The 22,584-nt window shown below is 40.1% G+C and carries 19 protein-coding genes; 3 read left to right on the forward strand and 16 right to left on the reverse strand.

Annotated elements, in window-relative coordinates; translation table 11 throughout:
• Positions 1 to 44: 44 nt before the first annotated feature.
• The 12 genes from fdx to H5090_RS01245 all read right to left on the reverse strand — a co-directional run bounded on the left by fdx (position 45) and on the right by H5090_RS01245 (position 11,455).
• Positions 45 to 383 carry an ISC system 2Fe-2S type ferredoxin gene (gene fdx / locus H5090_RS01190; protein WP_002958430.1) on the reverse strand — a complete coding sequence of 113 codons (339 nt, stop codon included), beginning with the start codon at positions 381 to 383 and terminating at the stop codon, positions 45 to 47.
• An 11-nt stretch (positions 384 to 394) separates the two neighbouring features.
• Positions 395 to 2,257 carry a Fe-S protein assembly chaperone HscA gene (gene hscA, locus H5090_RS01195; RefSeq protein WP_182694801.1) on the reverse strand — a complete coding sequence of 621 codons (1,863 nt, stop codon included), beginning with the start codon at positions 2,255 to 2,257 and terminating at the stop codon, positions 395 to 397.
• A 41-nt stretch (positions 2,258 to 2,298) separates the two neighbouring features.
• Complete coding sequence (gene hscB, locus H5090_RS01200) at positions 2,299 to 2,826, reverse strand: co-chaperone HscB (protein ID WP_182694802.1); 528 nt, start codon at positions 2,824 to 2,826, stop codon at positions 2,299 to 2,301.
• Between the two features lie 82 nt (positions 2,827 to 2,908).
• Entirely contained in the window at positions 2,909 to 3,232 is a 324-nt protein-coding gene (gene iscA, locus H5090_RS01205) for an iron-sulfur cluster assembly protein IscA (protein WP_002958427.1), read from the reverse strand.
• A gap of 12 nt (positions 3,233 to 3,244) precedes the next feature.
• Complete coding sequence (iscU, locus tag H5090_RS01210) at positions 3,245 to 3,628, reverse strand: Fe-S cluster assembly scaffold IscU (protein ID WP_002958426.1); 384 nt, start codon at positions 3,626 to 3,628, stop codon at positions 3,245 to 3,247.
• Positions 3,629 to 3,669: 41 nt separating this feature from the next.
• Positions 3,670 to 4,887, reverse strand: a complete 1,218-nt coding sequence (locus tag H5090_RS01215) for an IscS subfamily cysteine desulfurase (protein WP_002958425.1) — start codon at positions 4,885 to 4,887, stop codon at positions 3,670 to 3,672.
• 24 nt (positions 4,888 to 4,911) lie between these two features.
• Positions 4,912 to 5,403, reverse strand: coding sequence for a Fe-S cluster assembly transcriptional regulator IscR (gene iscR, locus H5090_RS01220; protein WP_182694803.1), 492 nt, complete (start codon positions 5,401 to 5,403; stop codon positions 4,912 to 4,914).
• 237 nt (positions 5,404 to 5,640) lie between these two features.
• Positions 5,641 to 6,366 (reverse strand): tRNA (cytosine(32)/uridine(32)-2'-O)-methyltransferase TrmJ, encoded by a 726-nt coding sequence (gene trmJ, locus H5090_RS01225; RefSeq protein ID WP_002958423.1) that lies wholly within the window; start codon positions 6,364 to 6,366, stop codon positions 5,641 to 5,643.
• Positions 6,367 to 6,523: 157 nt separating this feature from the next.
• Positions 6,524 to 7,279 carry a class I SAM-dependent methyltransferase gene (locus H5090_RS01230; RefSeq protein WP_182694804.1) on the reverse strand — a complete coding sequence of 252 codons (756 nt, stop codon included), beginning with the start codon at positions 7,277 to 7,279 and terminating at the stop codon, positions 6,524 to 6,526.
• Positions 7,280 to 7,336: 57 nt separating this feature from the next.
• Positions 7,337 to 8,515: a response regulator transcription factor gene (locus H5090_RS01235; protein WP_182694805.1), complete on the reverse strand. Its 1,179-nt coding sequence runs from the start codon at positions 8,513 to 8,515 to the stop codon at positions 7,337 to 7,339.
• 139 nt (positions 8,516 to 8,654) lie between these two features.
• The gene (gene prlC / locus H5090_RS01240) at positions 8,655 to 10,694 is read right to left on the reverse strand and encodes an oligopeptidase A (protein WP_182694806.1); all 2,040 of its coding nucleotides are present in this window, start codon (positions 10,692 to 10,694) and stop codon (positions 8,655 to 8,657) included.
• 86 nt (positions 10,695 to 10,780) lie between these two features.
• Positions 10,781 to 11,455, reverse strand: coding sequence for a DUF2461 domain-containing protein (locus tag H5090_RS01245; protein WP_138488457.1), 675 nt, complete (start codon positions 11,453 to 11,455; stop codon positions 10,781 to 10,783).
• 78 nt (positions 11,456 to 11,533) lie between these two features.
• Here H5090_RS01245 and gorA point away from each other — a divergent pair, with 78 nt between their 5' ends.
• From gorA to H5090_RS01260, 3 genes are all read left to right on the forward strand, one after another.
• Positions 11,534 to 12,895, forward strand: a complete 1,362-nt coding sequence (gene gorA / locus H5090_RS01250; RefSeq protein ID WP_182671026.1) for a glutathione-disulfide reductase — start codon at positions 11,534 to 11,536, stop codon at positions 12,893 to 12,895.
• 264 nt (positions 12,896 to 13,159) lie between these two features.
• Positions 13,160 to 13,792: a hypothetical protein gene (locus H5090_RS01255; RefSeq protein ID WP_182694807.1), complete on the forward strand. Its 633-nt coding sequence runs from the start codon at positions 13,160 to 13,162 to the stop codon at positions 13,790 to 13,792.
• A 108-nt stretch (positions 13,793 to 13,900) separates the two neighbouring features.
• Positions 13,901 to 14,737: a mechanosensitive ion channel family protein gene (locus tag H5090_RS01260; protein ID WP_024597410.1), complete on the forward strand. Its 837-nt coding sequence runs from the start codon at positions 13,901 to 13,903 to the stop codon at positions 14,735 to 14,737.
• A gap of 245 nt (positions 14,738 to 14,982) precedes the next feature.
• On the opposite strand, the gene tldD is transcribed toward H5090_RS01260, so the two are convergent.
• From tldD to rng, 4 genes are read right to left on the reverse strand one after another with little or no spacing between them, the layout of a single operon-like run.
• Positions 14,983 to 16,422 (reverse strand): metalloprotease TldD, encoded by a 1,440-nt coding sequence (gene tldD / locus H5090_RS01265; RefSeq protein WP_024597409.1) that lies wholly within the window; start codon positions 16,420 to 16,422, stop codon positions 14,983 to 14,985.
• Positions 16,419 to 17,258 (reverse strand): carbon-nitrogen hydrolase family protein, encoded by an 840-nt coding sequence (locus H5090_RS01270; RefSeq protein ID WP_182694808.1) that lies wholly within the window; start codon positions 17,256 to 17,258, stop codon positions 16,419 to 16,421. Before H5090_RS01270 ends, tldD begins: the two co-directional genes overlap by 4 nt.
• Positions 17,255 to 21,112, reverse strand: coding sequence for a YhdP family protein (locus H5090_RS01275; RefSeq protein WP_182694809.1), 3,858 nt, complete (start codon positions 21,110 to 21,112; stop codon positions 17,255 to 17,257). Before H5090_RS01275 ends, H5090_RS01270 begins: the two co-directional genes overlap by 4 nt.
• Positions 21,112 to 22,584: a ribonuclease G gene (rng, locus tag H5090_RS01280; protein WP_002958405.1), complete on the reverse strand. Its 1,473-nt coding sequence runs from the start codon at positions 22,582 to 22,584 to the stop codon at positions 21,112 to 21,114. Before rng ends, H5090_RS01275 begins: the two co-directional genes overlap by 1 nt.

Genomic DNA, 22,584 nt, shown 5'->3' on the forward strand with positions numbered 1-22,584 from the left:
CCGCTATATCAAACAGCGGCTTTTAATATATACATCGTTAAAAACTAGTGCTCTTCATTAACGATATTGAGATTGTACTTAGGTATTTCAACCACTAGGTCTTCATCTCTTATAATTGCTTGGCAACCAAGGCGTGACTCAGGCTCTAAGCCCCATGCTTTATCTAGCATGTCGTCTTCTAGCTCATCACTTTCTTCAAGTGAGTCAAATCCTTCACGAATCACTAAGTGACACGTAGTACATGCACAAGACTTTTCACAAGCATGCGCAATGCTAATACCATTTTTAAGCGCAGCGTCGAGTACCGTTTGACCTGTAGGAGCTTCAATTGCAGCGCCGTCAGGACATAATTCAGGATGTGGAAGAAAAACAATTTGTGGCATTCTAATCTCTCTTAAATGTTGTCTACTGACTGCCCTGTAAGGGCCTTTTTAATTGATGCATCCATTCTACGCGATGCAAAGTCGCTACTCGCATTATCGACTTTTTCGATAGCTGCTTTAATTTCGCCAGGCTCTTGTGCATTTTCGCGCACTTTTACCAGTTCTGCAATTTCAGCGCGTAAGTTAGCTAGTTGCGTATCGTCAAGTAATGCACCATCGGCTTCAAGTGATGCGTTAAGCGCTTCTATTACGCGCAACGCTTCTACTTGTTGCTCTTTAAGCATACGCGCTTGCATGTCGCCTTTAGCGTTGCTCATTGATTCTTTTAGCATGTTAGCTACTTGGTCATCAGATAAACCAAACGAAGGCTTAACTTGAATCTCAGCTTGTACACCTGTTGATTTTTCCATAGCTGAAACACTTAATAAGCCATCAGCATCAACTTTAAAGGTTACACGAATATGCGCAGCGCCTGCCGCCATTGGTGGAATACCTTTTAAGCTAAACTTAGCAAGCGATCGACAATCATCAACAAGCTCACGCTCACCTTGCAGCACATGTAATGACATGGCTGTTTGACCGTCTTTAAACGTTGTAAATTCTTGTGCGCGTGCTACCGGAATCGTTGTATTACGCGGAATGATTTTTTCAACCAAACCACCCATCGTTTCAAGGCCTAGCGATAACGGTAATACATCAAGCAATAACATGTCAGAATCGGGCTTATTGCCAATTAACACGTCGGCTTGAAGCGCGGCACCTAAGGCTACAACACGATCAGGATCGATTGAAGTTAGCGGCTCTTTATCAAAAAAGCTTTGTACTTGGCTACGTACCAATGGCATACGGGTTGAACCGCCTACCATAATAACTTGCAGCACTTCTTCATTTTCAATGCCAGCATCTTTTACAGCACGACGACACGAGCGCAGCGTTTTTTTAATTAGTGGCATAGCCATTTCATCAAACGTTTCGCGCGTTACTTCAACGGTGTATTTCTGATCGTCAAACTCAAGGCCCACGTTTACTTTAGCGTATTGGCTTAATGCTTCTTTACACGCTTTTGCTTTATTGATGAATAAACGTAAAACTGAAGGTGATAATGCTGACACACCTGTTTGCTGCTTAAAGTAATCAACAAGGAGCGAATCAAAGTCATCGCCGCCGAGGCTAGAGTCGCCACCGGTTGCCATTACTTCAAACACACCTTGGTGTAATCTAAGTACTGATATATCGAACGTACCACCGCCTAAATCATAAACAGCAATAATACCTTCTTGACCTGAATCTAAACCATAAGCAACCGCTGCTGCTGTTGGCTCATTTAATAAACGTAGTACGTTAATACCAGCAAGCTCTGCGGCATCTTTAGTACTTTGGCGCTGCGCGTCATCAAAGTACGCTGGTACTGTAATTACAGCCCCTAAAATTTCTTGGTTGCCAAAACTTTGCTCAGCTCGTGCTTTTAATGCAGCTAAAATATGGCTTGATGCTTTAATTGGACTAATTTTACCTGCCGCAGTTTCTATTGCTAGCGCACCATTGTGCTCACAAAATTCATACGGTAGTTGCCCATAACTTTGCTCTATTTCAGCCTGAGTTTTACCTAAAAAACGCTTAACCGAAATAAGTGTGTTAGCAGGGTCTTGCGTTGCTGCTTGTGCAGCTTCTGCGCCAACAGTAATACCGCCTGCTTGATAACGAACAACCGACGGTAACATAGCCGCGCCAAGATCATCAGTTAACGTGCGGGCTTCGCCGCTTTGCACTGTTGCAACTAATGAATTAGTTGTACCAAGGTCAATACCAATTGCTAGTTTATGTTCGTGTGGTGCCGCGCTTTGCCCCGGCTCAGCAATTTGCAATAATGCCATAATGCTCTTTAAACTCGTGTTGCTCGCTTTGCAGCAAGTAATTAATCGTCAAATAAACTGTCTTCGATACGCTCTAGTTCTTCACGTAACTTATAAACAAACTTCAGTTTACGAATATTATCTGCGGCAAGTTGATATTGCTGCTCATCATTACTTGCTAATTGCTCAGCAAGTTGTGCACTGTATTGCGCGTTTAATTGCTTAATTTGTTTTTCAAAATTTGCAATGGCGGTATCAGGATCGCTAGCTGATGTTAGCTCTTCAAGTTCTTCGCGAAGTTCCATTTGCTGCATTAAAAACATTGGATCTTGCAAGGTTTGCTGCTCTGCACGAATATCAACGCCTAGCTCGCTCAACATATATTCAGCACGTTTTACTGGGTGCTTTAATGTTTGTAGCGCATCGTTAATTTCGGCAGTGCTTTGCACAGCCATTAACTTATCGCGGCTGCTCGCATTCGCGTGGCGATCGGGATGTACAGTACGCTGTAATTCCAAGTAGTGCTTGTTAACCGTTGCTAAATCAATACTGTAATCAACGGGGACTGCAAATAATTCAAAGTAACGCATAACTTCAACCAATAATATTCAGAAATAACAAAGCCCTACATTAACTGGCAGGGCTTATTTATACTACAAAGATATTTAAAGCTTAAACGGTAAAGCTTTCGCCACAACCACACTCATCTGCTTGATTCGGGTTATTAAATTTAAACCCTTCATTTAAGCCTTCTTTAGTGTAGTCGAGCTCTGTGCCATCGATGTAAACTAAGCTTTTAGCGTCAACAATTAAGGTGACACCTTTAGCCGCAAAAGTTTCATCGTCTTCGTTTAAATCGTCAACAAACTCAAGTACATAAGCAAGACCTGAACAGCCCGTCGTTTTAATGCCAACGCGCAGGCCTAAACCTTTACCGCGGTTTGCTAAAAATGATTGTACGCGGTTTGCTGCCGCATCTGTCAATGTCACTGCCATGAGTTTCTCTTCTTACTTCGCTTGTTTGCTTTTGTAGTCTGCAATTGCTGCTTGAATTGCGTCTTCGGCTAAAATTGAACAGTGAATTTTCACTGGTGGCAACTCAAGCTCTGCACTGATATCAGTGTTTTTAATTGTCGCTGCTTCGTCTAGCGTTTTGCCTTTAACCCACTCTGTTACAAGTGAAGATGAAGCAATTGCGCTACCACAACCGTAGGTTTTGAATTTTGCATCTTCAATAACGCCAGTGGCAGATACTTTAATTTGCAGTTTCATTACGTCACCACATGCTGGTGCGCCTACCATACCCGTTGCCACTGACGGATCGTTCTTATCTAGAGTACCTACGTTACGTGGGTTTTCTACGTGGTCGATTACTTTATCACTATAAGCCATTATTCTATCCTCATTACCTGCTAGGGTATGTGCTCACACTATTAGTGGTGAGCCCATTCAACTGAATCTAAATCAATACCTTCTTGATGCATCTCCCAAAGTGGAGACATCTCACGTAGGCGACCGATAGAGTTTTTCATTAATTCGACGGTGTAATCAATCTCTTCTTCGGTAGTAAAGCGACCAATACTAAAACGAATTGAGCTATGTGCTAATTCGTCGTTACGGCCAAGTGCACGTAATACATAAGAAGGCTCTAAGCTTGCAGATGTACAGGCTGAACCTGACGATACTGCAATGTCTTTTACTGCCATAAGTAACGACTCACCTTCAACAAAGTTAAAGCTGATGTTTACAATACCCGGTACTGATTGGTCTTGTGTGCCGTTAAAGTATACTTCGTCCATATCAGCCATAATGCCGTCGATTAAACGATTACGTAAGGCGCTGATGTGTGCGTGATCTTTTTCGAAATCTTGCTTAGCAATTTTAAACGCAGTACCCATACCCACTAATTGGTGAGTTGCTAGTGTACCAGAGCGCATACCGCGTTCATGTCCGCCACCGTGCATTTGCGCTTCAAGGCGAGCACGTGGTTTACGACGAACGTAAAGTGCACCAACACCTTTAGGGCCATACACTTTATGTGCAGAGAACGACATAAAATCAACTTTAAGCTGTTGCACGTCGATTAATACTTTGCCCGCGCTTTGCGCTGCATCTACGTGGAACATAATTTTACGTTCGCGACACATTTCGCCAATAGTCGCGATATCTTGAATCACACCTAGCTCGTTATTAACGTGCATGATGCTTACAAGTACTGTGTCGTCACGCATTGTGTCGGCAAGTTTTTGTAAATCAAGTAGGCCGTTTTCTTCAACGTCCATGTAAGTTACTTCAAAACCTTGGCGCTCAAGCTCACGACATGTGTCGATTACAGCTTTATGCTCAGTTTTAGCGGTAATAACGTGCTTACCTTTTTTCTTGTAAAACTGTGCTGCACCTTTAATAGCAAGGTTATTTGATTCTGTTGCACCCGATGTGAAAACAATTTCACGTGGGTCTGCATTAATTAAATCAGCAATATCTGTACGCGCTTGGTCAACAGCTTCTTCTGCTTGCCAACCAAAACGGTGTGAGCGTGACGCAGGATTACCAAACTTACCGTCCATTGTCAGGCACTGCATCATTTCTTTAGCAACACGTTCATCAACAGGCGTGGTCGCTGCGTAATCTAAATAAATCGGTAACTTCATTTCTCTCTCCGCTGCAGGTCAACCTTAAAGTTGACAGCTTACTTGAATGTTTTCCAACTGCTTAATTGCATTATTGATACTGTTATCTTGGCGCGATGCTATTTCTTTCACATCTGATTTTTCCACCAATTCAGCAAGGGTAATATTATTCAAAAATTCTTCTATGCGTGCGCTTAAGTCTGACCACAAATTATGTGTTAAACAACGCATACCACTCTGACAGCCGGTATCGGCACCTTGGCAACGTGTTGCATCGACCGATTCGTCTACGGCGCTAATAATATCGCCAACAGAGATAATGCCCGCTTCACGCCCTAGTAAATAACCACCACCAGGTCCACGAACAGAACTTACTAGGCCATTTTTACGTAAACGAGCAAATAATTGTTCAAGGTAAGACAAAGAAATTTCTTGTCTTTGTGAAATATCAGCAAGGGCTACAGGACCTACACCTGTGTGTAGTGCAACATCCAGCATAGCTGTAACGGCATATCTGCCTTTTGATGTTAACTTCATAACGCCCCCTGCACAAAAGAGTGCAAATTTTAATTACCAGAGTAAATTAGTCAAGTATTATCACTTGATAAAAATTTGATTTATAAACTCTTACTTTTTAAATTGTAGAGTTAACAAACTTTCAATACTTGACCTCTTTGGTCAAGTATTACAGCCATTGTAATTACCTGAGTATTTTAGTCAAGTATTAGCTAGTTATTTACCCATTGGTTTTTATAACTAATAGCTATACCTAAGTTACTTAGGGATAGACTTATTAATTGAAGTGAGAATACCGCGTAAAATATTCATTTCGGCATCTTCAGGGTGAGCTCGGTTAAATAAACGACGTAATTTAGTCATAACTAACCCAGGGTGCTGTTTGATAATAAAACCGGTTTTGAAAAGCGTCTCTTCAAGGTGCTCATAAAACAGTTCTGTTTGTTTTGAGCTTGGGTAAACTGCATCGTCTTCTTCAACCTTTTTAGGTTGTTGATTTAAAAACGCCATACGTGTTTCGTAACTAAGTGTTTGTACGGCCATAGCTAAATTAAGCGAGCTGTACTCTGGATTAGCAGGAATACATACGTGGTAATTACAAAGCTGTAATTCTTCATTAGTTAAGCCGCTGTTTTCACGACCAAATACTAGCGCTACAGGACCATTTACGGCTTCAGCAACGAGTTTTTCACCACATTCACGTGGTTCAACCATTGGCCACGAAAGCGTACGAGAACGCGCACTTGTGCCAATTGTTAATGTACAGTCAGCGATAGCTTCTTCAACAGTACCTACAATAACTGCATTGCCTAAAACGTCAGTTGCGCCTGCAGCTAAAGCACTTGCTTGGCTGTCTATTTCACAAGCAGGATCAACTAAATAAAGCTTTGATAAACCCATGGTTTTCATGGCGCGAGCCGCCGAACCAATATTGCCCGAATGTGACGTGTTAACTAAAACAATGCGAATATCATCTAAGATCATTACTGTGCTACTTTGCTATGCCAAAAAATTGCGCAAATTCTAACATGAAAATGTAATAAGATCCTAGATTCAAAAGGCTAGATCCTAAGATCCAAGCCAATATAACGATTCTTACATGGGTAAATTCTAGGGATATACCACCAATTTGTTTTGATGTTTAAACCATTGCCGCCTTTACATAAACATCAAAACGGTTCTTTTTGGTTTTAATTTGCATACTTGGGGTTTTTTCGTTTAAGAATGGCGCATAATCGGGGCGTTTTACAACGACACGCTTACTGGCAAGTGGATAGGCAAAATCAAGTAGGTCGTCTGCGTCGTTGTCTGCACCAACTAGCTCTTGAAATACGCGCATTTCTTTTTTAACTAATGCTGATTTTTCGCGATGCGGAAACATGGGATCTAAATAAACAACATCGGGCATGCTTTCGCACTGAGAGAGCAAGGTATGGCTTGAGCCAAATATTAGGCTCATGTTTTCTTTCATCCACACACCAATTTCAATATCGCTATAGGCTCGCTTTAACCCATCGTATAAAAGGGCTGCAACAACCGGATGACGTTCATGTAATATAACTTTGCACCCTAGCGAGGCAAGTACAAAGCCGTCTCGCCCAAGGCCTGCGGTAGCATCAAGTACAACAGGCGTTGCACCTTTATTTAAACCAACCGCTTTGGCAATAGCTTGCCCTTTACCACCGCCAAACTTGCGCCTATGGGCAGCAGCACCGGTTACAAAATCAACATTAATTGCACCTAGTTTAGGCTCATCGGTTTTAAATAGGCTCAACCCTTTATCGTCGTAATGTAAGCTAAAGCCACAGCAATTTTGCGCCCATTGGGCTAAACCAAAGCGTGTTTCTAATTCATTTAAATAAGGACGTAACTCTTTAAAAGCACACTGAATAACCACAATAAACTCCGACGATAAAATACGCCTGTAGTATATCAACCGCTTTACTTTAAAGCACTAAAATAGCTCTATATCACTATGATGATTAGTATTAACCTTTGCGGCTTCCGCTTTAGTGCGTAAATTAGATATAAGTTCATTGCGGCTTTCGGCAACTTGTTTAAGCTGATATTTGATAAAGGCTAAATCGCTATTAGCCGATACAAATAACTGCATTGTTTGATCTAATTGAGATATATATAAAGTGAGATCGGCAGGATTTGCTTGTGTTTGTTGTAGCTTAATGGCGCAGTCAAGCTCATGTAGCTGCTCTATAAACACTTTAGTACTTTTGTTTTGCTCTATATTTTGTGTAGTTAACTGCTTAACAATATCTTGAAGGGCTGTACTTATTTGAGCTGCCTGCTCATAACTGCTTTCGCTTCTTTCCATGGTAATAACCTTCTCGTTGGTTACTTCTAATATATGCGGGAACAGATCTTTATAACGCCCGTACAAAGCATCATTATCAACTGGCATATTTTTTATCAAAAGGGATACTTTGGGGTAATTAATTATAGTACTACTACCAATATCAACAAATCGTTGAGCTTGTCTGTGTTGCTCCAGTAGCTCTTGCTCTAACGGGCAAACACCACTTTGCTGGCTGTAAAAAACACCTGTTCCTTGATACCAAAACACAACCACAACATCTAAATTTAAAGGAGCAAAAAAGGTAAAAAAGTGTTCACTCAACGATTGAAAGTTATTAGCGTGATAGCTTTGTCCAACGTAGCGCATTATACGGCCCATATCGCCCGACTCTGTCATCGCTATTTCCGCTGTTTTATTCGCTTTTGCTATATCCAATTTTAGCTTTGCACATTGCTGTCGATATTCGTAAAGCACTTTTATACGCGCTATTAACTCTTCTGCGTTAAAGGGTTTAGTAATGTAATCAGATGCGCCAACACTATAACCTTTTACCCGATCGCTTAACTCTATTTTAGATGAGAGAAACATAACGGGAATATCTTGAGTGCTTTCACTTTGCTTTATCGTTTTACATACGTCATAGCCTGACATACCTGGCATTTCAATATCGAGTAAAATAATATCAGGGTTATATTTATTGGTTAGCCTTAATCCTTCATCGCCATCTTTTGCATGAATTATTTTACAAAACCCTGCTAAAGACTCTTCAATTATATGATGAACATATTTGTCGTCATCAATTGCTAATACCAACTTTGCCATGCCTTAATCCATTTTAATAGGTGTGCTAAAAGCATAGTACGACAGGATGAAATTACTAAAAATTATTAGATAATAATTTACAAATAATAAAAAAGCGCCATTTAGGCGCTTTATTTTGGTTTGTGCTAAATATTAGTTTTTAAGCTGCAATACCGCTGTGGCGTAGTAACGCGTCAACATTAGGCTCACGACCACGGAACTTTTTAAATAATTCCATTGGCTCTTCACTGCCGCCTTTTTCTAAAATATTTTGCATGAAGGCTTGACCGGTTTGCGGGTTAAAAATACCTTCTTCTTCAAATTTAGAATAAGCGTCAGCAGAGAGTACTTCAGCCCATTTATACGAGTAATAACCAGCGCTGTAACCGCCTGCAAAAATGTGGCTAAAGCCATGTTGAAAACGGTTAAACTCAGGAGGCTTTACGACCGAGGTACGACTACGTACGTCATCAAGTACAGCTTGAATTTGACACTCTTCACCTGCTTTATAATCATTATGGATTTTAAAGTCGAATAACGAGAACTCAATTTGACGTAGCATCTGCATGCCTGAGTTGTAGTTTTTAGCCGCTAGTAGCTTATCAAGTAGCTCTTTAGGTAACGCCTCACCCGTTTCATAATGACCTGAAATAAAGCTCAGTGCTTCTTCTTCATAACACCAGTTTTCTAAAAACTGACTAGGAAGCTCTACCGCATCCCACGCTACACCATTAATACCCGCAACAGGGGCAGCATCAACTTGTGTAAGCATGTGGTGAATACCATGACCAAACTCGTGGAATAAGGTAGTCACTTCGTCATGAGTAAACAATGCAGGTTTATCGCCAACCGCTTTATTAAAATTACACACTAAATAAGCCACTGGAGTTTGTAGTTCGCCGTTAGCACGTACTTTACGACCCATACAGTCGTCCATCCACGCACCACCGCGTTTACGGTCGCGTGCATATAAATCGAGATAAAAACGTCCACGTAAGGTATTGCTGCTATCTACAATTTCAAAAAAACGTACATCTTTGTGGTAAGTATCAAAATCAGTAACTTCTTTTACGCTAATACCAAATAAGCGGTTAACGGTTTCGAATAAGCCACTTAATACTTTATTTGCAGGGAAGTAAGGACGTAGTACTTCATCTGAAATAGCGTATTTTTCTTGCTTAAGTTTTTCGCTGTAGTAACCAAAATCCCATGCCTGTAATTCAGAAATACCATGTTTTTGCTCAGCATAGGCTTTTAACTCTGCCACTTCTTGTTCTGCTTGTGGTTTTGATTTAGCCGCTAGGTCTTCTAAAAACGAGAATACTTGCGCCGGTGTTTCGGCCATTTTAGTTGCCAATGACTTTTCAGCGTAGCTGTTAAATCCTAGTAACTGTGCAAGTTCATGGCGAAGCGCAAGCTCCTCACTCATAATGTCAGAGTTATCAAATTCACCAGCGTTAGGGCCTTGATCTGATGCGCGCGTAGAAAACGCGGTGTAAGTTTCTCTGCGAAGTTCGCGGTTATCTGCATAGGTCATAATTGGTAAATACGACGGGAAATCAAGGGTAAATACCCAACCGTCTAACTCTTTACTTTTTGCAGTATCAGCTGCAAGCGCTAAAGCAGATTCTGGCAAGCCAGCTAAGTCGCTTTCATCAGTAATATGTTTGTGCCAAGCAAGTGTGGCATCCATTACGTTGTTGCCAAATTTTGAGGCAAGTTCTGATAAACGCGCGCTAATTTCGCCGTAGCGTTTTTGCTGCTTCGGCGCTAATGCAATACCCGATAATTTAAAGTCACGAAGCGCATTAGTAATTGTTTTTTGCTGTGCTGTAGTCAGCGTTTTAAATTCGTCGCTGTTATAAAGCGTATTATACGCGTTGTATAATCCTTGATGCTGACCTACAAATGTTGAATATTCAGATATTAACGGTAAGCACTGCTCGTAAGCTTCACGTAATTCGTCGTTATTCATTACTGAATTTAAATGCGATACAGGGGAGAACATGCGCGATAATTTGTCGTCGGCTTCTTCAAGGGGTAATACTAAGTCATCCCACGTGTACGAACCTTTCGCTAACACGTCATCAATGGCTTTACGACAAAGCTCAATACCGTCTTTTAGTGCTGGTACTACGTACTCAGGCTTTATTTTTGAAAATGGTGGTAAGCCTTCAAGGCCAATTAGTGGGTTGCTCATAAATACTCTCTTTGCGTTAATGCATTACGTTTTAAATTGGGTCTAAAAGTAAAAAAACAACTCAGCCGCTTCTAAGTTGTTTAATTTTAATAGGGTTGCTCTAAAGCAAAACACAAATAACCCATTAATGAGTCGGCCACTTTATAACGTTCTAGTACCGTATCAACTAGGTTATTACTGCATATTTGCTTTTGAGTAAGTGGGCTAATGGCTATAAAGTCTTTTCGTTTGAGCTCATCTATTAAGGGATGATCTTTTTCAAAACCCCTTGGTGGGCGTTTTAGCGACTCTCCTGACATTTCAAATATAGATTTAAATTGCTCATCATAAATTGCTTTTTTATAGCTATTTGGGTTTTCATCTATGCAGGTTCTAATTGCATTAAGCGCCTTTGATTCTGGTCGCCAAATACCAGCACCTACAAAACATTCGTCATTTGCTAAGTGAAAATAAAAACCAGGGGCGTGTACGTCTTTTCCCATAAAATGGCGAAATTGAATTCCTACATTAATTTTATATGGGGTTTTATCTTTACTAAAACGCGCGTCTTTATGGATTCTCATTAAACTACCGCCGACTTTTTTATCTGATGCGACAAAATGGCTAGAAACCTCAGCAAGTGGTGCTTGCATTTGCCTAATGAAATCTAAAGCGGGCTCTCTTACGTATTCCTCATACTGTGATTTATGGTCGTTAAACCAGTCTCTATTATTGTTTTGATCAAGCTGAGCAAGAAATTCGAATGTTTTTTTACTAAACATAGGTCACCTAAACACTCTTTATTTTTAAAACTTAATGTTATGCTAATGCGCATAAAACTCAACGCCTAAGGACATAAAATGACACAACACTTTGATTATATTGCAATCGGTGGTGGCAGTGGTGGTATTGCCTCTGCAAATAGAGCGGCAATGCGTGGCGCTAAAGTAGCACTTATAGAAGCAAAACACATGGGCGGCACGTGTGTAAACGTGGGCTGTGTACCTAAAAAAGTAATGTGGCACGGTGCTCAGGTTGCTGAAGCAATTAATTTATATGCCCCAGATTACGGCTTTAATGTTGAAGTTAAAGGCTTTGATTGGAGCAAGTTAGTAGAAAGCCGTGAAGCCTACATAGGCCGAATTCATAAAGGTTACGACAGTGGTCTTGCTAGCAATGGCGTTACTGTAATTAAAGGTTTTGCTAAATTTGTAGATAATAAAACAGTTGAAGTAAACGGCAAGCACTACACAGCCGACCATATATTAATTGCAGTAGGCGGCCGCCCAAGCATTCCGCATATTGAAGGTGCTGAACACGGTATCGATTCAAATGGTTTTTTTGAGCTAAAAGAGCAACCTAAGCGCGTTGCAGTTATTGGCGCAGGCTACATAGCCGTCGAGCTTGCTGGTGTATTACATGGTTTAGGTACTGAAACACATTTATTTGTTCGTAAGCATTCTCCACTTCGTAACTTTGACCCATACATAGTTGAAACACTTGTTGATGTTATGGCTGCTGAAGGCCCTACTCTTCATACAGAATCTGTACCTCATAAATTAGTTAAAGAAGATGATGGCTCTGTAACGCTACATTTAGATAATGGCAAAACTCATAACGTTGACCAAGTAATTTGGGCCATTGGCCGCCAGCCAACAACAGATGCAATTAATGTTGCCGCTGCCGGCGTAGAAGTTAACAGCGATGGTTTTGTTAAAGTTGATGAGTTTCAAAATACCACAGCTAAAAATGTATACGCGGTTGGCGATATTATCGAAAACGGTATTGAACTTACGCCTGTAGCAGTGAAAGCAGGGCGTACTTTATCAGAGCGTTTATTTAATAAAGAACTACCTGATGATTTAAAAATGGATTACAGCCTAGTTCCTACTGTTGTATTTAGTCACCCACCAATTGGTACTATTGGCCTTACTGAACAAGAAGCTATTTCTCAATACGGCGAAGAAAACGTTAAGATTTACCAATCTGGCTTTACGGCTATGTACACAGCGGTAACTAAACATCGCCAGCCTTGTAAAATGAAGCTTGTATGTGCCGGCCCAGACGAAAAAGTAGTTGGCCTACATGGTATTGGTTTTGCGGTTGATGAAATGATTCAAGGTTTTGCAGTTGCCATGAAAATGGGCGCTACTAAAGCTGATTTTGATGCCGTTGTTGCGATTCACCCAACAGGTTCTGAAGAGTTTGTTACTATGCGCTAGGCGCTAAACTCTAAGCGCTCAATTATAAAAAGCCCTTGTTAAGTAATTAGTAAGGGCTTTTTAATGCTTGTTATATTTTGCACAATAAACCACTTAAAACGTCACATTAAAAACATCCATTCAACATTAAAAAAACATCTAAGCCATTATTTTAACAGCAAAAATTTTAGACCAATAAAAAGGTTAAAAGTTTAAATTTTGTTTTGGCTTTAAAGCATTTTAACGATTAGAATCCCGCGCATTTATAGTTTCTCTTGGTTATTTATGTTTTTACTGCGATCTTTTATTTATTTATTATGCCTAGCGGGTGTTGCTCATTTAATTCAACTTGAAGGGTTTGAATTAAAACAGTATGCACTTTACAGTGAAGAAACTCTTACCGAACATATGCAAGATGTTTTAACTTTTTTAAGTTGTATTTTATTTTTTTATGCTTCGCGAATTAACTTTCAACTCAAAATACCGGCTGTATTACTAGCTGCGTTATCGGCAATGATGTTTGTGAGAGAGTTTGATACCTACCTCGACTTATACTTTTTTGATGGCGCTTGGCAAAGTATCGTCTATTCAATTTTAGCTGGCGTGTTTGTTTATTTAATAACAAACAGAGGAAGTATTTTTAACTCTTTAAAAGCCTATAGCCTCACTCCTAGTTATGGAATTTGCTTATCAGGCATGGTTACTTTACTCGCATTTTCGCGAATGATGGGCAAAGGCGCATTTTGGCATTCAGTAATGGGTGATGACTATGTACGTGCGGTAAAAAACATTGTTGAGGAAGGTATAGAAACGCTTGGCTATACTTTGATTTTTATTTCAGCCATTGAGCTTGTACTCATATGCCGAAAAAGAATGGCTAAAAATCACAAGCATTGCACTGATCAAGTAACTCAATAACATAGCTACATTTTTTATTGGTTACTTTTTTTACACTAAATTTGCTAATTGGTTTAATAAATCAATATACTGAGCCTGTTTTTATCAACTCACATTTAATTGGATACCATGACTAAAGATATATTGCTGCATCCGTTTCTTCTTTCAATTGTAATGATCACAATTGCATTTGTACTAAAAGTGCTTGTTGATAAGCTTGCTAAAAGTCGCGCAGAAAAAAAAGAAAAAGACATCCGTTACATCGCACACAATATTAAGCACTTTATTAATTTTGTAATGATGATATCGCTGCTATTTGTGTGGTCTACTGAAATTCAAAACTTTGCACTTTCTATTGCTGCTTTTGCCGTGGCGATTGTACTTGCAACGCGTGAGTTTATTCAGTGTGTAATAGGCTTTTTTTACCTCGTAACAACTCGCCCGTTTAGAGTGGGTGATTGGATACAAGTTGGTGATTACTTTGGTGAAGTAGCTGAAACGGATTGGATAAAAACAACCATGCATGAAATTGATATACATACTTATCAATTTTCTAGAAAAACCATATACATACCTAATAATAAGCTGATTACCAGCTCTATTAAAAACTTAAACTTTGTAAAACGCTTTGTTACACATCATTTTATTATTGTCCGAAGAGAGAGCTTTAACCCGTACCCTATTCACGACACACTCACTGAGCAAGCTAAACTGTACTGCGAAGAGTTTCAAGAAGTAGCAAGCCGTTATAATTCGATGATTGAGCGTAAACTTGATGCAAAAATATCTGGCCCAGAGCCGGTAATTCACTTTGGTACAACCGATTTAGGTGAATTTAAAGCAAGCTTTACCTTGTTTTGCCCGACAGAAAAAGCGCTTGAGATAGAGCACAAATTAACAGAGTGCTTTTTTGCGTTATGGTACAAAGAGGCTGAAAAAAATAAAGAAGGTGAAGGAGAGGCATAAACCTCACCTACACAGTGTAAAAATACAAATCGTAGGTGCGAATTTATTTCGCGCTCTATTTCTGAGCCTATATTTAAAAAGCGAGGTGTAAAACCTCACCTACCCAAAGTAAAAATGCAAATCGTAGGTGCGAATTTATTTCGCGCTCTATTTCTGAGCCTATATTTAAAAAGCGAGGTGTAAAACCTCACCTACAATAAACATCAAGCATGTAGGTACGAATTCACTTCGCGCTTGAGTAATATTTAAGCTGTACCGCCGACCGTTAACTGATCAATCTTAAGGCTTGGTTGGCCTACGCCTACCGGTACGCTTTGACCATCTTTACCACAAACACCAACACCTTTATCAAGTGCTAAGTCGTTACCAACCATAGATATTTGCTGCATTACTTCTGGTCCATTACCAATAAGCGTTGCGCCTTTAATTGGTTGGGTAATTTTACCATTTTCGATTAAATACGCTTCTGATGCACTAAATACAAACTTACCTGAGGTTATATCAACTTGTCCGCCGCCAAAGTTAGGCGCGAATACCCCTTTTTTAACTGAGCTGATAATATCGGCTTGGCTGTGCTCACCACCTAACATGTAGGTGTTAGTCATGCGAGGCATTGGTAAATGCGCATAAGACTCACGACGTGCGTTACCGGTAGGATTTACACCCATTAAACGCGCGTTTAGCTTATCTTGCATATAGCCTTTTAAAATACCGTTTTCGATAAGTACGTTGTAAGCGGCTGGTGTGCCTTCATCATCAACATTAAGTGACCCACGGCGATCAGCCATGGTGCCATCATCAACAACAGTACACAGCTCAGATGCTACTTTTTGGCCCACTTTACCACTAAACGCAGACGCGCCTTTGCGGTTAAAGTCGCCTTCAAGCCCATGCCCTACTGCTTCATGTAAAAGCACGCCAGGCCAACCATTACCAAGTACAACTTCCATCGTGCCTGCAGGTGCATCAATAGCTTCAAGGTTTACTTTAGCTTGGCGTACAGCTTCTTCTGCAAATTCCATCCAACGTGGTTTACCATCAACAAGCTCTTTAAAGTAACCATAATCTAAACGTGCACCACCACCTGCGCCACCGCGTTCACGGCGGCCATTTTTTTCAAGCAGCACTGAGCAGTTTAAACGAATAAGCGGGCGAATATCGGTGGCAAACGTACCGTCACTTGCTGCGATTAATACTTCTTCGTATACCGCAGACATTGAGCTAATTACTTGCTCTGCATCGGGTGCTAGTTCACGAATATAGTTTTCAAGTTCGCGTAATAAACTCACCTTGTCGGTATCGCTCATACTCGAAATTGGCTGATGCGCTGCAAACTGCTCTTTAGCTTTAACATCACTAAATACTTTAATCGCTCTATCTTCGCCAGCATCTGCGATGCTACGAGCCGCTGTAGCCGCTTTATTAAGTGCTTCAAGATTTATTGCATCAGAGTAAGAAAAACCTGTTTTTTCGCCGCTTACAGCACGTACACCAACGCCACGTTCAACGTTATAAGAGCCTTCTTTAACTAAGCCGTCTTCAAGCACCCATGATTCGTGGTGGCTTGATTGAAAATATAAATCGGCGTAATCCACTTTATGCTGATGTATGTAAGCGAGCGTTTTTTCGAGCTCTTCTCTATTTAGCTGGCTGTCTTGTAGTAAATGCTGTTCAACCGAATTCATAATAAATGCTCTCTAAATCGTTGATGAGACTGCACGGGCATATCTCGTCTAATTTTTTGTAACTGGTCTAAATCTGCGTTGCAGCTTATAAAACCGGTGCCTGTTGGCAATTCACTCAGGGTATTGCCCCAAGGCGAAATAATAATACTGTGGCCATATGTTTGTCGGCCATTTTCATGTGTACCGTACTGAGCAGCTGCAACTACATAACATTGTGTTTCTATTGCGCGAGCTGCTAATAGCGGTTGCCAATGCGCTTGCCCTGTAGGGACTGTAAATGCACTGGGTACTAAAATAATATCGGCGCCTTGGCGTACTAGTTCGTTAAATAAGCCACTAAAGCGCAGATCATAACATACTGTTAAGCCAATTTTACCAAAGGGAGAATCAACAACCACTACATCGCGACCTGCTTGGGTAAAATCTGACTCTCGATAGCTACCTGTTTTATCATCTACGGTTACATCAAATAAATGTATTTTGTTATACGTTGCAACCAGCTCGCCTTGATTATTATATAAGTGCGATGCTGCGTAATACTTATGTTCGTTAAATGGCTCAGGCATTGTGCCTGCATTTAACCAAATATTATGGTGTTGGCACAATTCACTAAGTTGTAATTTGTATTGCTCAACTTGCTTAGCAACACGTAACGTATCGTTACCAGTTTTACTAAACACTAAAAAAGCCTCAGGCAAGCAAACAAGTAATGGTCTTGTTGCTGGCAGGGTTTTAAGTGCGCGCTTTAAGCTTGTTATATTGTCATCAGGGTTTAGCCCTGAACACATTTGTAGGGCAACTATTGTGGGTGTGCTTATGCTTGCTGTTTTGTTCATTGCGTTACTGTTACTTGTGCATCTTTAAGTTTTAAATCGACTGATGCTTGTGGCTGATTTTGCGCAGCTTGAGGTAGTGTAACTTCACGACTTTTTCTGTCGAGTTCTTGAACAATAGGATCGTTCATTTTACCCGTTACTTTAAAATTGATCTCTGAGATGACGCGCGCAGAATGAATAACTTTATCAAGTGCTAAAGCAGCAAGCCCTGTTACTGGATTAACCATCCACGCAACTATAACCGGAATGCTTGAGGTTACTTGTGGCGCTACAGCAAGGTCGTAATCTATATCTAGCGTATTTAAGTTTGCGTAGCCTTTAATAGTCAAATCGGCAGGCACACCATCCATTTTAGTATCTTTAGTGTAAGCGATACCGTTTTCTAACTGCATAGAGCCTTGCATGCTGTTATAAAAAAAGCCCTTTGAAAATACATCTCTAAAATCAAGTTTCAGTTTGCGTACGAGTGAATCAAGGCTCAACAGCGAAAATACGCGTGCACCACCATCACTTATTTCAGTTAAGTGACCTTCCCCTAAATCCCAAGTAACCTCACCACTTAAAGTTTTCACATCAAAATCATAAGGTGCTGCTTGCCAAGTAAGATCATAATTTAGATCAGCTTTAGAGTCCTTAATTGCAGAGGTAATATCAAACTCGCCAAACAATGCGCCTATATCATCACTTTTAAGCTCACCACTTAGCGTTGTTAAACCATTTTGCCACTGCCCTTTAGTGCGCAGTACATGATCTCCTTTATCGATTACAAGTTCTGATATCGATAAGCGCTCGCCATCACCTAATAATGACGCACTCACTTTATCAAGCTGATAGCGATCAATTTTGCAGTCACTACATTCAAACTCAATGGCAGGTATTTTAGTAAGCCAGCTCAAGTCTTCCTCAGGAAGTACATCTGTTATTTCAATTAATTGCTCGCTAGGCTGTGCAAAATTAAGCCTTAAGTAATCGGCATTAATTCGTATAGGCTGGCTAGGCTGTGATGTAGGAATAAAAACCCCAGCTCTAAGTTCTTTAGCATTTAGCTTTAGGTATAAATCGTCTTTTGATGGTGCTAAACGCATTTCAAAATCATTAAAGATGATGTTACTCGCATCAAGCATACCTATATTTGCGACCACCTCATTAAGCGGTGGCATAATCCCTTTTGATTCTTTATCTGGGTTTGATTTACCTGCTTTAATTATTTGATCAATCAGATCAAACCAAGGCACTAATTCACTCTGCTCAAGATTTATATTTACGCTTAAGTCTTTTTGGTTTAATCCTAAATCTTGTTTTCCGAGCACAAAATGGACATTACTAAACTGTGATTTTCCATTTTCTAAAATAGCATTAAAGTAAAACTGTTGATTAGCGTTTGCTGTAATGAGATTAGAAATATCATCACCTTGAACTACTGCATCAAGTGCCCACGCTTGTTCGCTATTTTTATTATAAGGTGCGGGTAAGTTACTCGTTAAGCCAAGTAGTTCTGAGTTTACCTGTGCACGATAATTAAAGCCTTGTTCGGTAAAATTAAGTACTAAACCAATATCAACATCGCTTTGCCCGCTTAAATAATTTTTTAATATACCTTGTCCACTATCAATTAGTGTATCGGCGTCAATTTTGGCGTTTATATCTATGTTTGCTTGGTAATTTTTAGCATCACTTTTGCTGCTGTAATTAATATTTAGCGGCATGCCCAACCACTTCGCAGTCGCATTTTTAAGTGTAATATTGTCGTTTTTAAAATTAAGCTCGCCAGTTAAGTTTTTAAGCTCAATACCTGGCGTTGCTATAAATACTGGTAAGTCATTTAAATTAACTTTGCCGCTAACACTGGCTCCGCCTTTAAACTTAGAGCCTACTAAAAGCTCAATACTGGCATCGGCTTCGCCTTTGCCCTGTACAACTTTAAAAATTTCAGCAAGAGGTTTGGCAATAGGTGTCGCTGCAAAAAAATCATGTAACTTTTCCATCTCTGCTTTTTTATCAATTTGCACAATAAGTTCATCAGCATTCATTAAATTTGCAATGCTCACCTGTACACTATTACCAATATCTAAATTAACCAACTTGCCTTGCTGGCTATATATGTCCATCCGCTCATTAGCAAAATGTAGCTGCACATTAGCATTAGTGACCGCAGGCCAATCAGGGTCAAACTCATAGGTTGCATTGTCTATTTGTGCTAATACATCAAACTGACCACTACCATCAGTAAATGGGAAACCAGACAAAGGCCCTGCAAATAAGACCTGTGCTTTAGATACTTCTCCGCCTTTAATTGCATCATTTAAATAGCTAACAAGTTCAGGGCTCATCGCTTTTAATGGGAAGTAATGATCTGCAATATTGGCATCTGGGGCGAACGCTTCTGCGTAAAGATCTAATCGAGGATCATCTGTTAGACTAATTTGTAATTCTGCAGCAAGAGTAACTTCATCATTATCAAACCAGATATTGTCACTACTTATATGCCAGCCATCATCTCGCTTAGCTAAATCTAGCTCTACATTTAGCTGATTATAATTTATGTCGTTACTAAAGCTTTCGCCTGTAACTAATGTGCCACTTTCACCAAATAAATTAACACGCCCCGCGTTTTGAGTCAGCAAACCATCCACTCTAAGTGCTTGTGCGGCAGGTACTGAGTTTAATTCTTGCCAGCCAATATTGTTAGCCTCAAACCATAACTGCCATTGCTGTTCATTGGTAAAGTTTAGATAAGCTTGATCTATTTGCCCACTAGGTTGGCGTTCTAAAAATGGTTCAAGTGCATTAAAATTACTTAGCCCGGCTAGGTTACTCAGTAATTCAAAATCAACTTGATGCAGCCACACTTTATTTTGCAGCCCTAGTTGGGCTTCAAACTCTAAACTTGGCCATGCTTTATCGTTACTATTAAATGTTAAACCGGTACTTTTTAAGTGCCAGCTATTTTGTTCTGGATATAGATGGAATCCACCTTCACTCAAACTAACTTGGTGGCTTTGCTCTTCTCGCTGCCAGCGTACAAAGCTTGGTAACCACTGCATTTTCACATCGCTTACAAAACCTTTATCTAGTTTTAGCCATGCTTGTAAATTAATATCACTATGTAGTTGTTGTTTTTGCGTATTTATATATTGCGCTAACCAGTTAGATACATCGACCTTATTGGCCTGCACATAGATGTCACCCGCAACCTGCTCTAGAGTATCCCCGGTAAGTGCTATGCGCGCGTCAAAGTCTCCGACCGAAATACCCGGTAGTGCTAAGCTTCCACTGCCAAGGTGCTGCTCATCTTCATTTTGCCAAACAATGTTTTGAAGAAGTAATTTACGTTCTTTACCATCTTCTAAAATAAAGTTAATACTGGAATTTTCTATTGCAAAATGACCCGTTTCACCCAAAAACAGTTCTTCAATTAGCTCTTTTTGCTCAAAAGAAACTTCGTCGTTATCACCGGTTTTAAATAAGTTGGTGATATTTACACTGGTATGAAAACCATTAATAACAAAATAATTAGATCTAAGTTGCAGTGCTTTTAAGCTTTCCCATAGGTTTAGCTCTAAGCTGGTTTTAGCAATGGTGAGTGATATTGGCGCGGTTTCGTTATCTTTAAACGATAAATTTTCTAGCACTAATGCAGGACCACTGCCCTGCCAACTAGCTGATATTTCGCCAATAGATAAGCTTATTTCAAACTTTTCGTGTAAATAGCTTTCTATGTCACCTTTATATTCGTTTGCATACGGGAGGGTATATTTTAAAATTGAAACAATAACGGCCAGTAATACCAAAATTATGGCGCAGGTCTGCCATAACTTTCTAAAACAAAAAAAACAGACCGCTTTTGCTTTCATTACATCATTACCACATCAAACTGTTCTTGGCTGTATAAGCTCTCGGTTTGAATATTGACTTGCTTACCAATAAATAGTTCAAGCTCAGCAAGGTTATGATACTCATCGTTTAGTAGGGCCTCACTTACAGCCGGCGCTGCATACACCATAAACTTGTCTGCTGCGTATGCTCGGTTAACACGCACTATTTCACGTAGTATTTCGTAGCAAACCGTTTCAACTGTTTTTTGTGAACCACGACCGGAACATGCTGGGCATACATCACATAAAATATGCTCTAAGCTTTCGCGTGTACGTTTACGCGTCATTTCAACAAGGCCAAGCGCTGAAAGCCCATTAATATTCGTTTTAGTGCGATCTTTTGCAAGGGCTGATTCAAGTGAATGAAGCACCCGCCTTTTATGATCCTCACTTACCATATCGATAAAGTCGATAATGATAATACCGCCTAAGTTACGCAGCCTAAGCTGGCGAGCAATTGCAGAGGTTGCTTCTACGTTGGTATTAAAAATGGTTTCTTCTAAATTACGATGTCCTACAAATGCGCCAGTATTAACATCAACAGTCGTCATTGCTTCTGTTTGGTCAATAATTATATAACCACCCGATTTTAGCGTAACTTTACGATGTAGTGCTTTTTGAATTTCGTTTTCAACGTCAAACAAGTCAAATATAGGCCGCTCGCCTGGGTAGTATTCAAGCACTTGAGAAAGCTGTGGAACAAACTCTTCAGTAAATAACTTTAGTTCTTCATAGCTGAGTTTAGAGTCAACGCGAATGCGCTCCATATCTTCGCCTACGTAGTCACGCAGGGTTCTAAAGGCAAGCGTTAAATCTTCGTGTAGGATACTGGCTTTACTCGTTTTTCTACGACGTGATGTTATTTTTTCCCATAATTTTCTTAAAAAGCCGGCATCGTGTCGTAATTCAGCTTCGCTAGCACCTTCAGCTGCTGTACGTACGATAAAGCTGCCATTTTCATCGCCATATTCTGCGACTATTTTTTTAAGACGTGAGCGCTCTTCTTCAGTTTCTATACGCTGACTAACCCCTACATGGGTCGCATCAGGCATAAACACTAAATAGCGAGAAGGGATAGTTATATCAGTGGTGAGTCTTGCGCCTTTAGTGCCTAGCGGATCTTTTACCACTTGCACCATAATGTATTGGCCTTGACGAACTAACTCTCTAATATCTTGTACTTTTTTTATTGGTACGTCGTCTACGCCTTCAACAATAGAGGCACTATTTACAATATCGGATGCATGCAAAAATGCAGCTTTTTCAAGGCCGATATCAACAAAAGCAGCCTGCATACCCGGAAGTACACGGCTTATTTTTCCTAAGTAAATATTGCCTACAATACCTAGATTACCGATTCGCTCTAGCTGTATTTCTTGCAGTACACCGTTTTCTATTAGGGCAACACGACTTTCGCTCGGTGTGACATTGATCAGTAATTCTGTACTCAT

It is taken from the genome of Pseudoalteromonas sp. SR43-5 (assembly GCF_014163835.1).
Taxonomy (GTDB): Bacteria; Pseudomonadota; Gammaproteobacteria; order Enterobacterales; family Alteromonadaceae; genus Pseudoalteromonas; species Pseudoalteromonas distincta.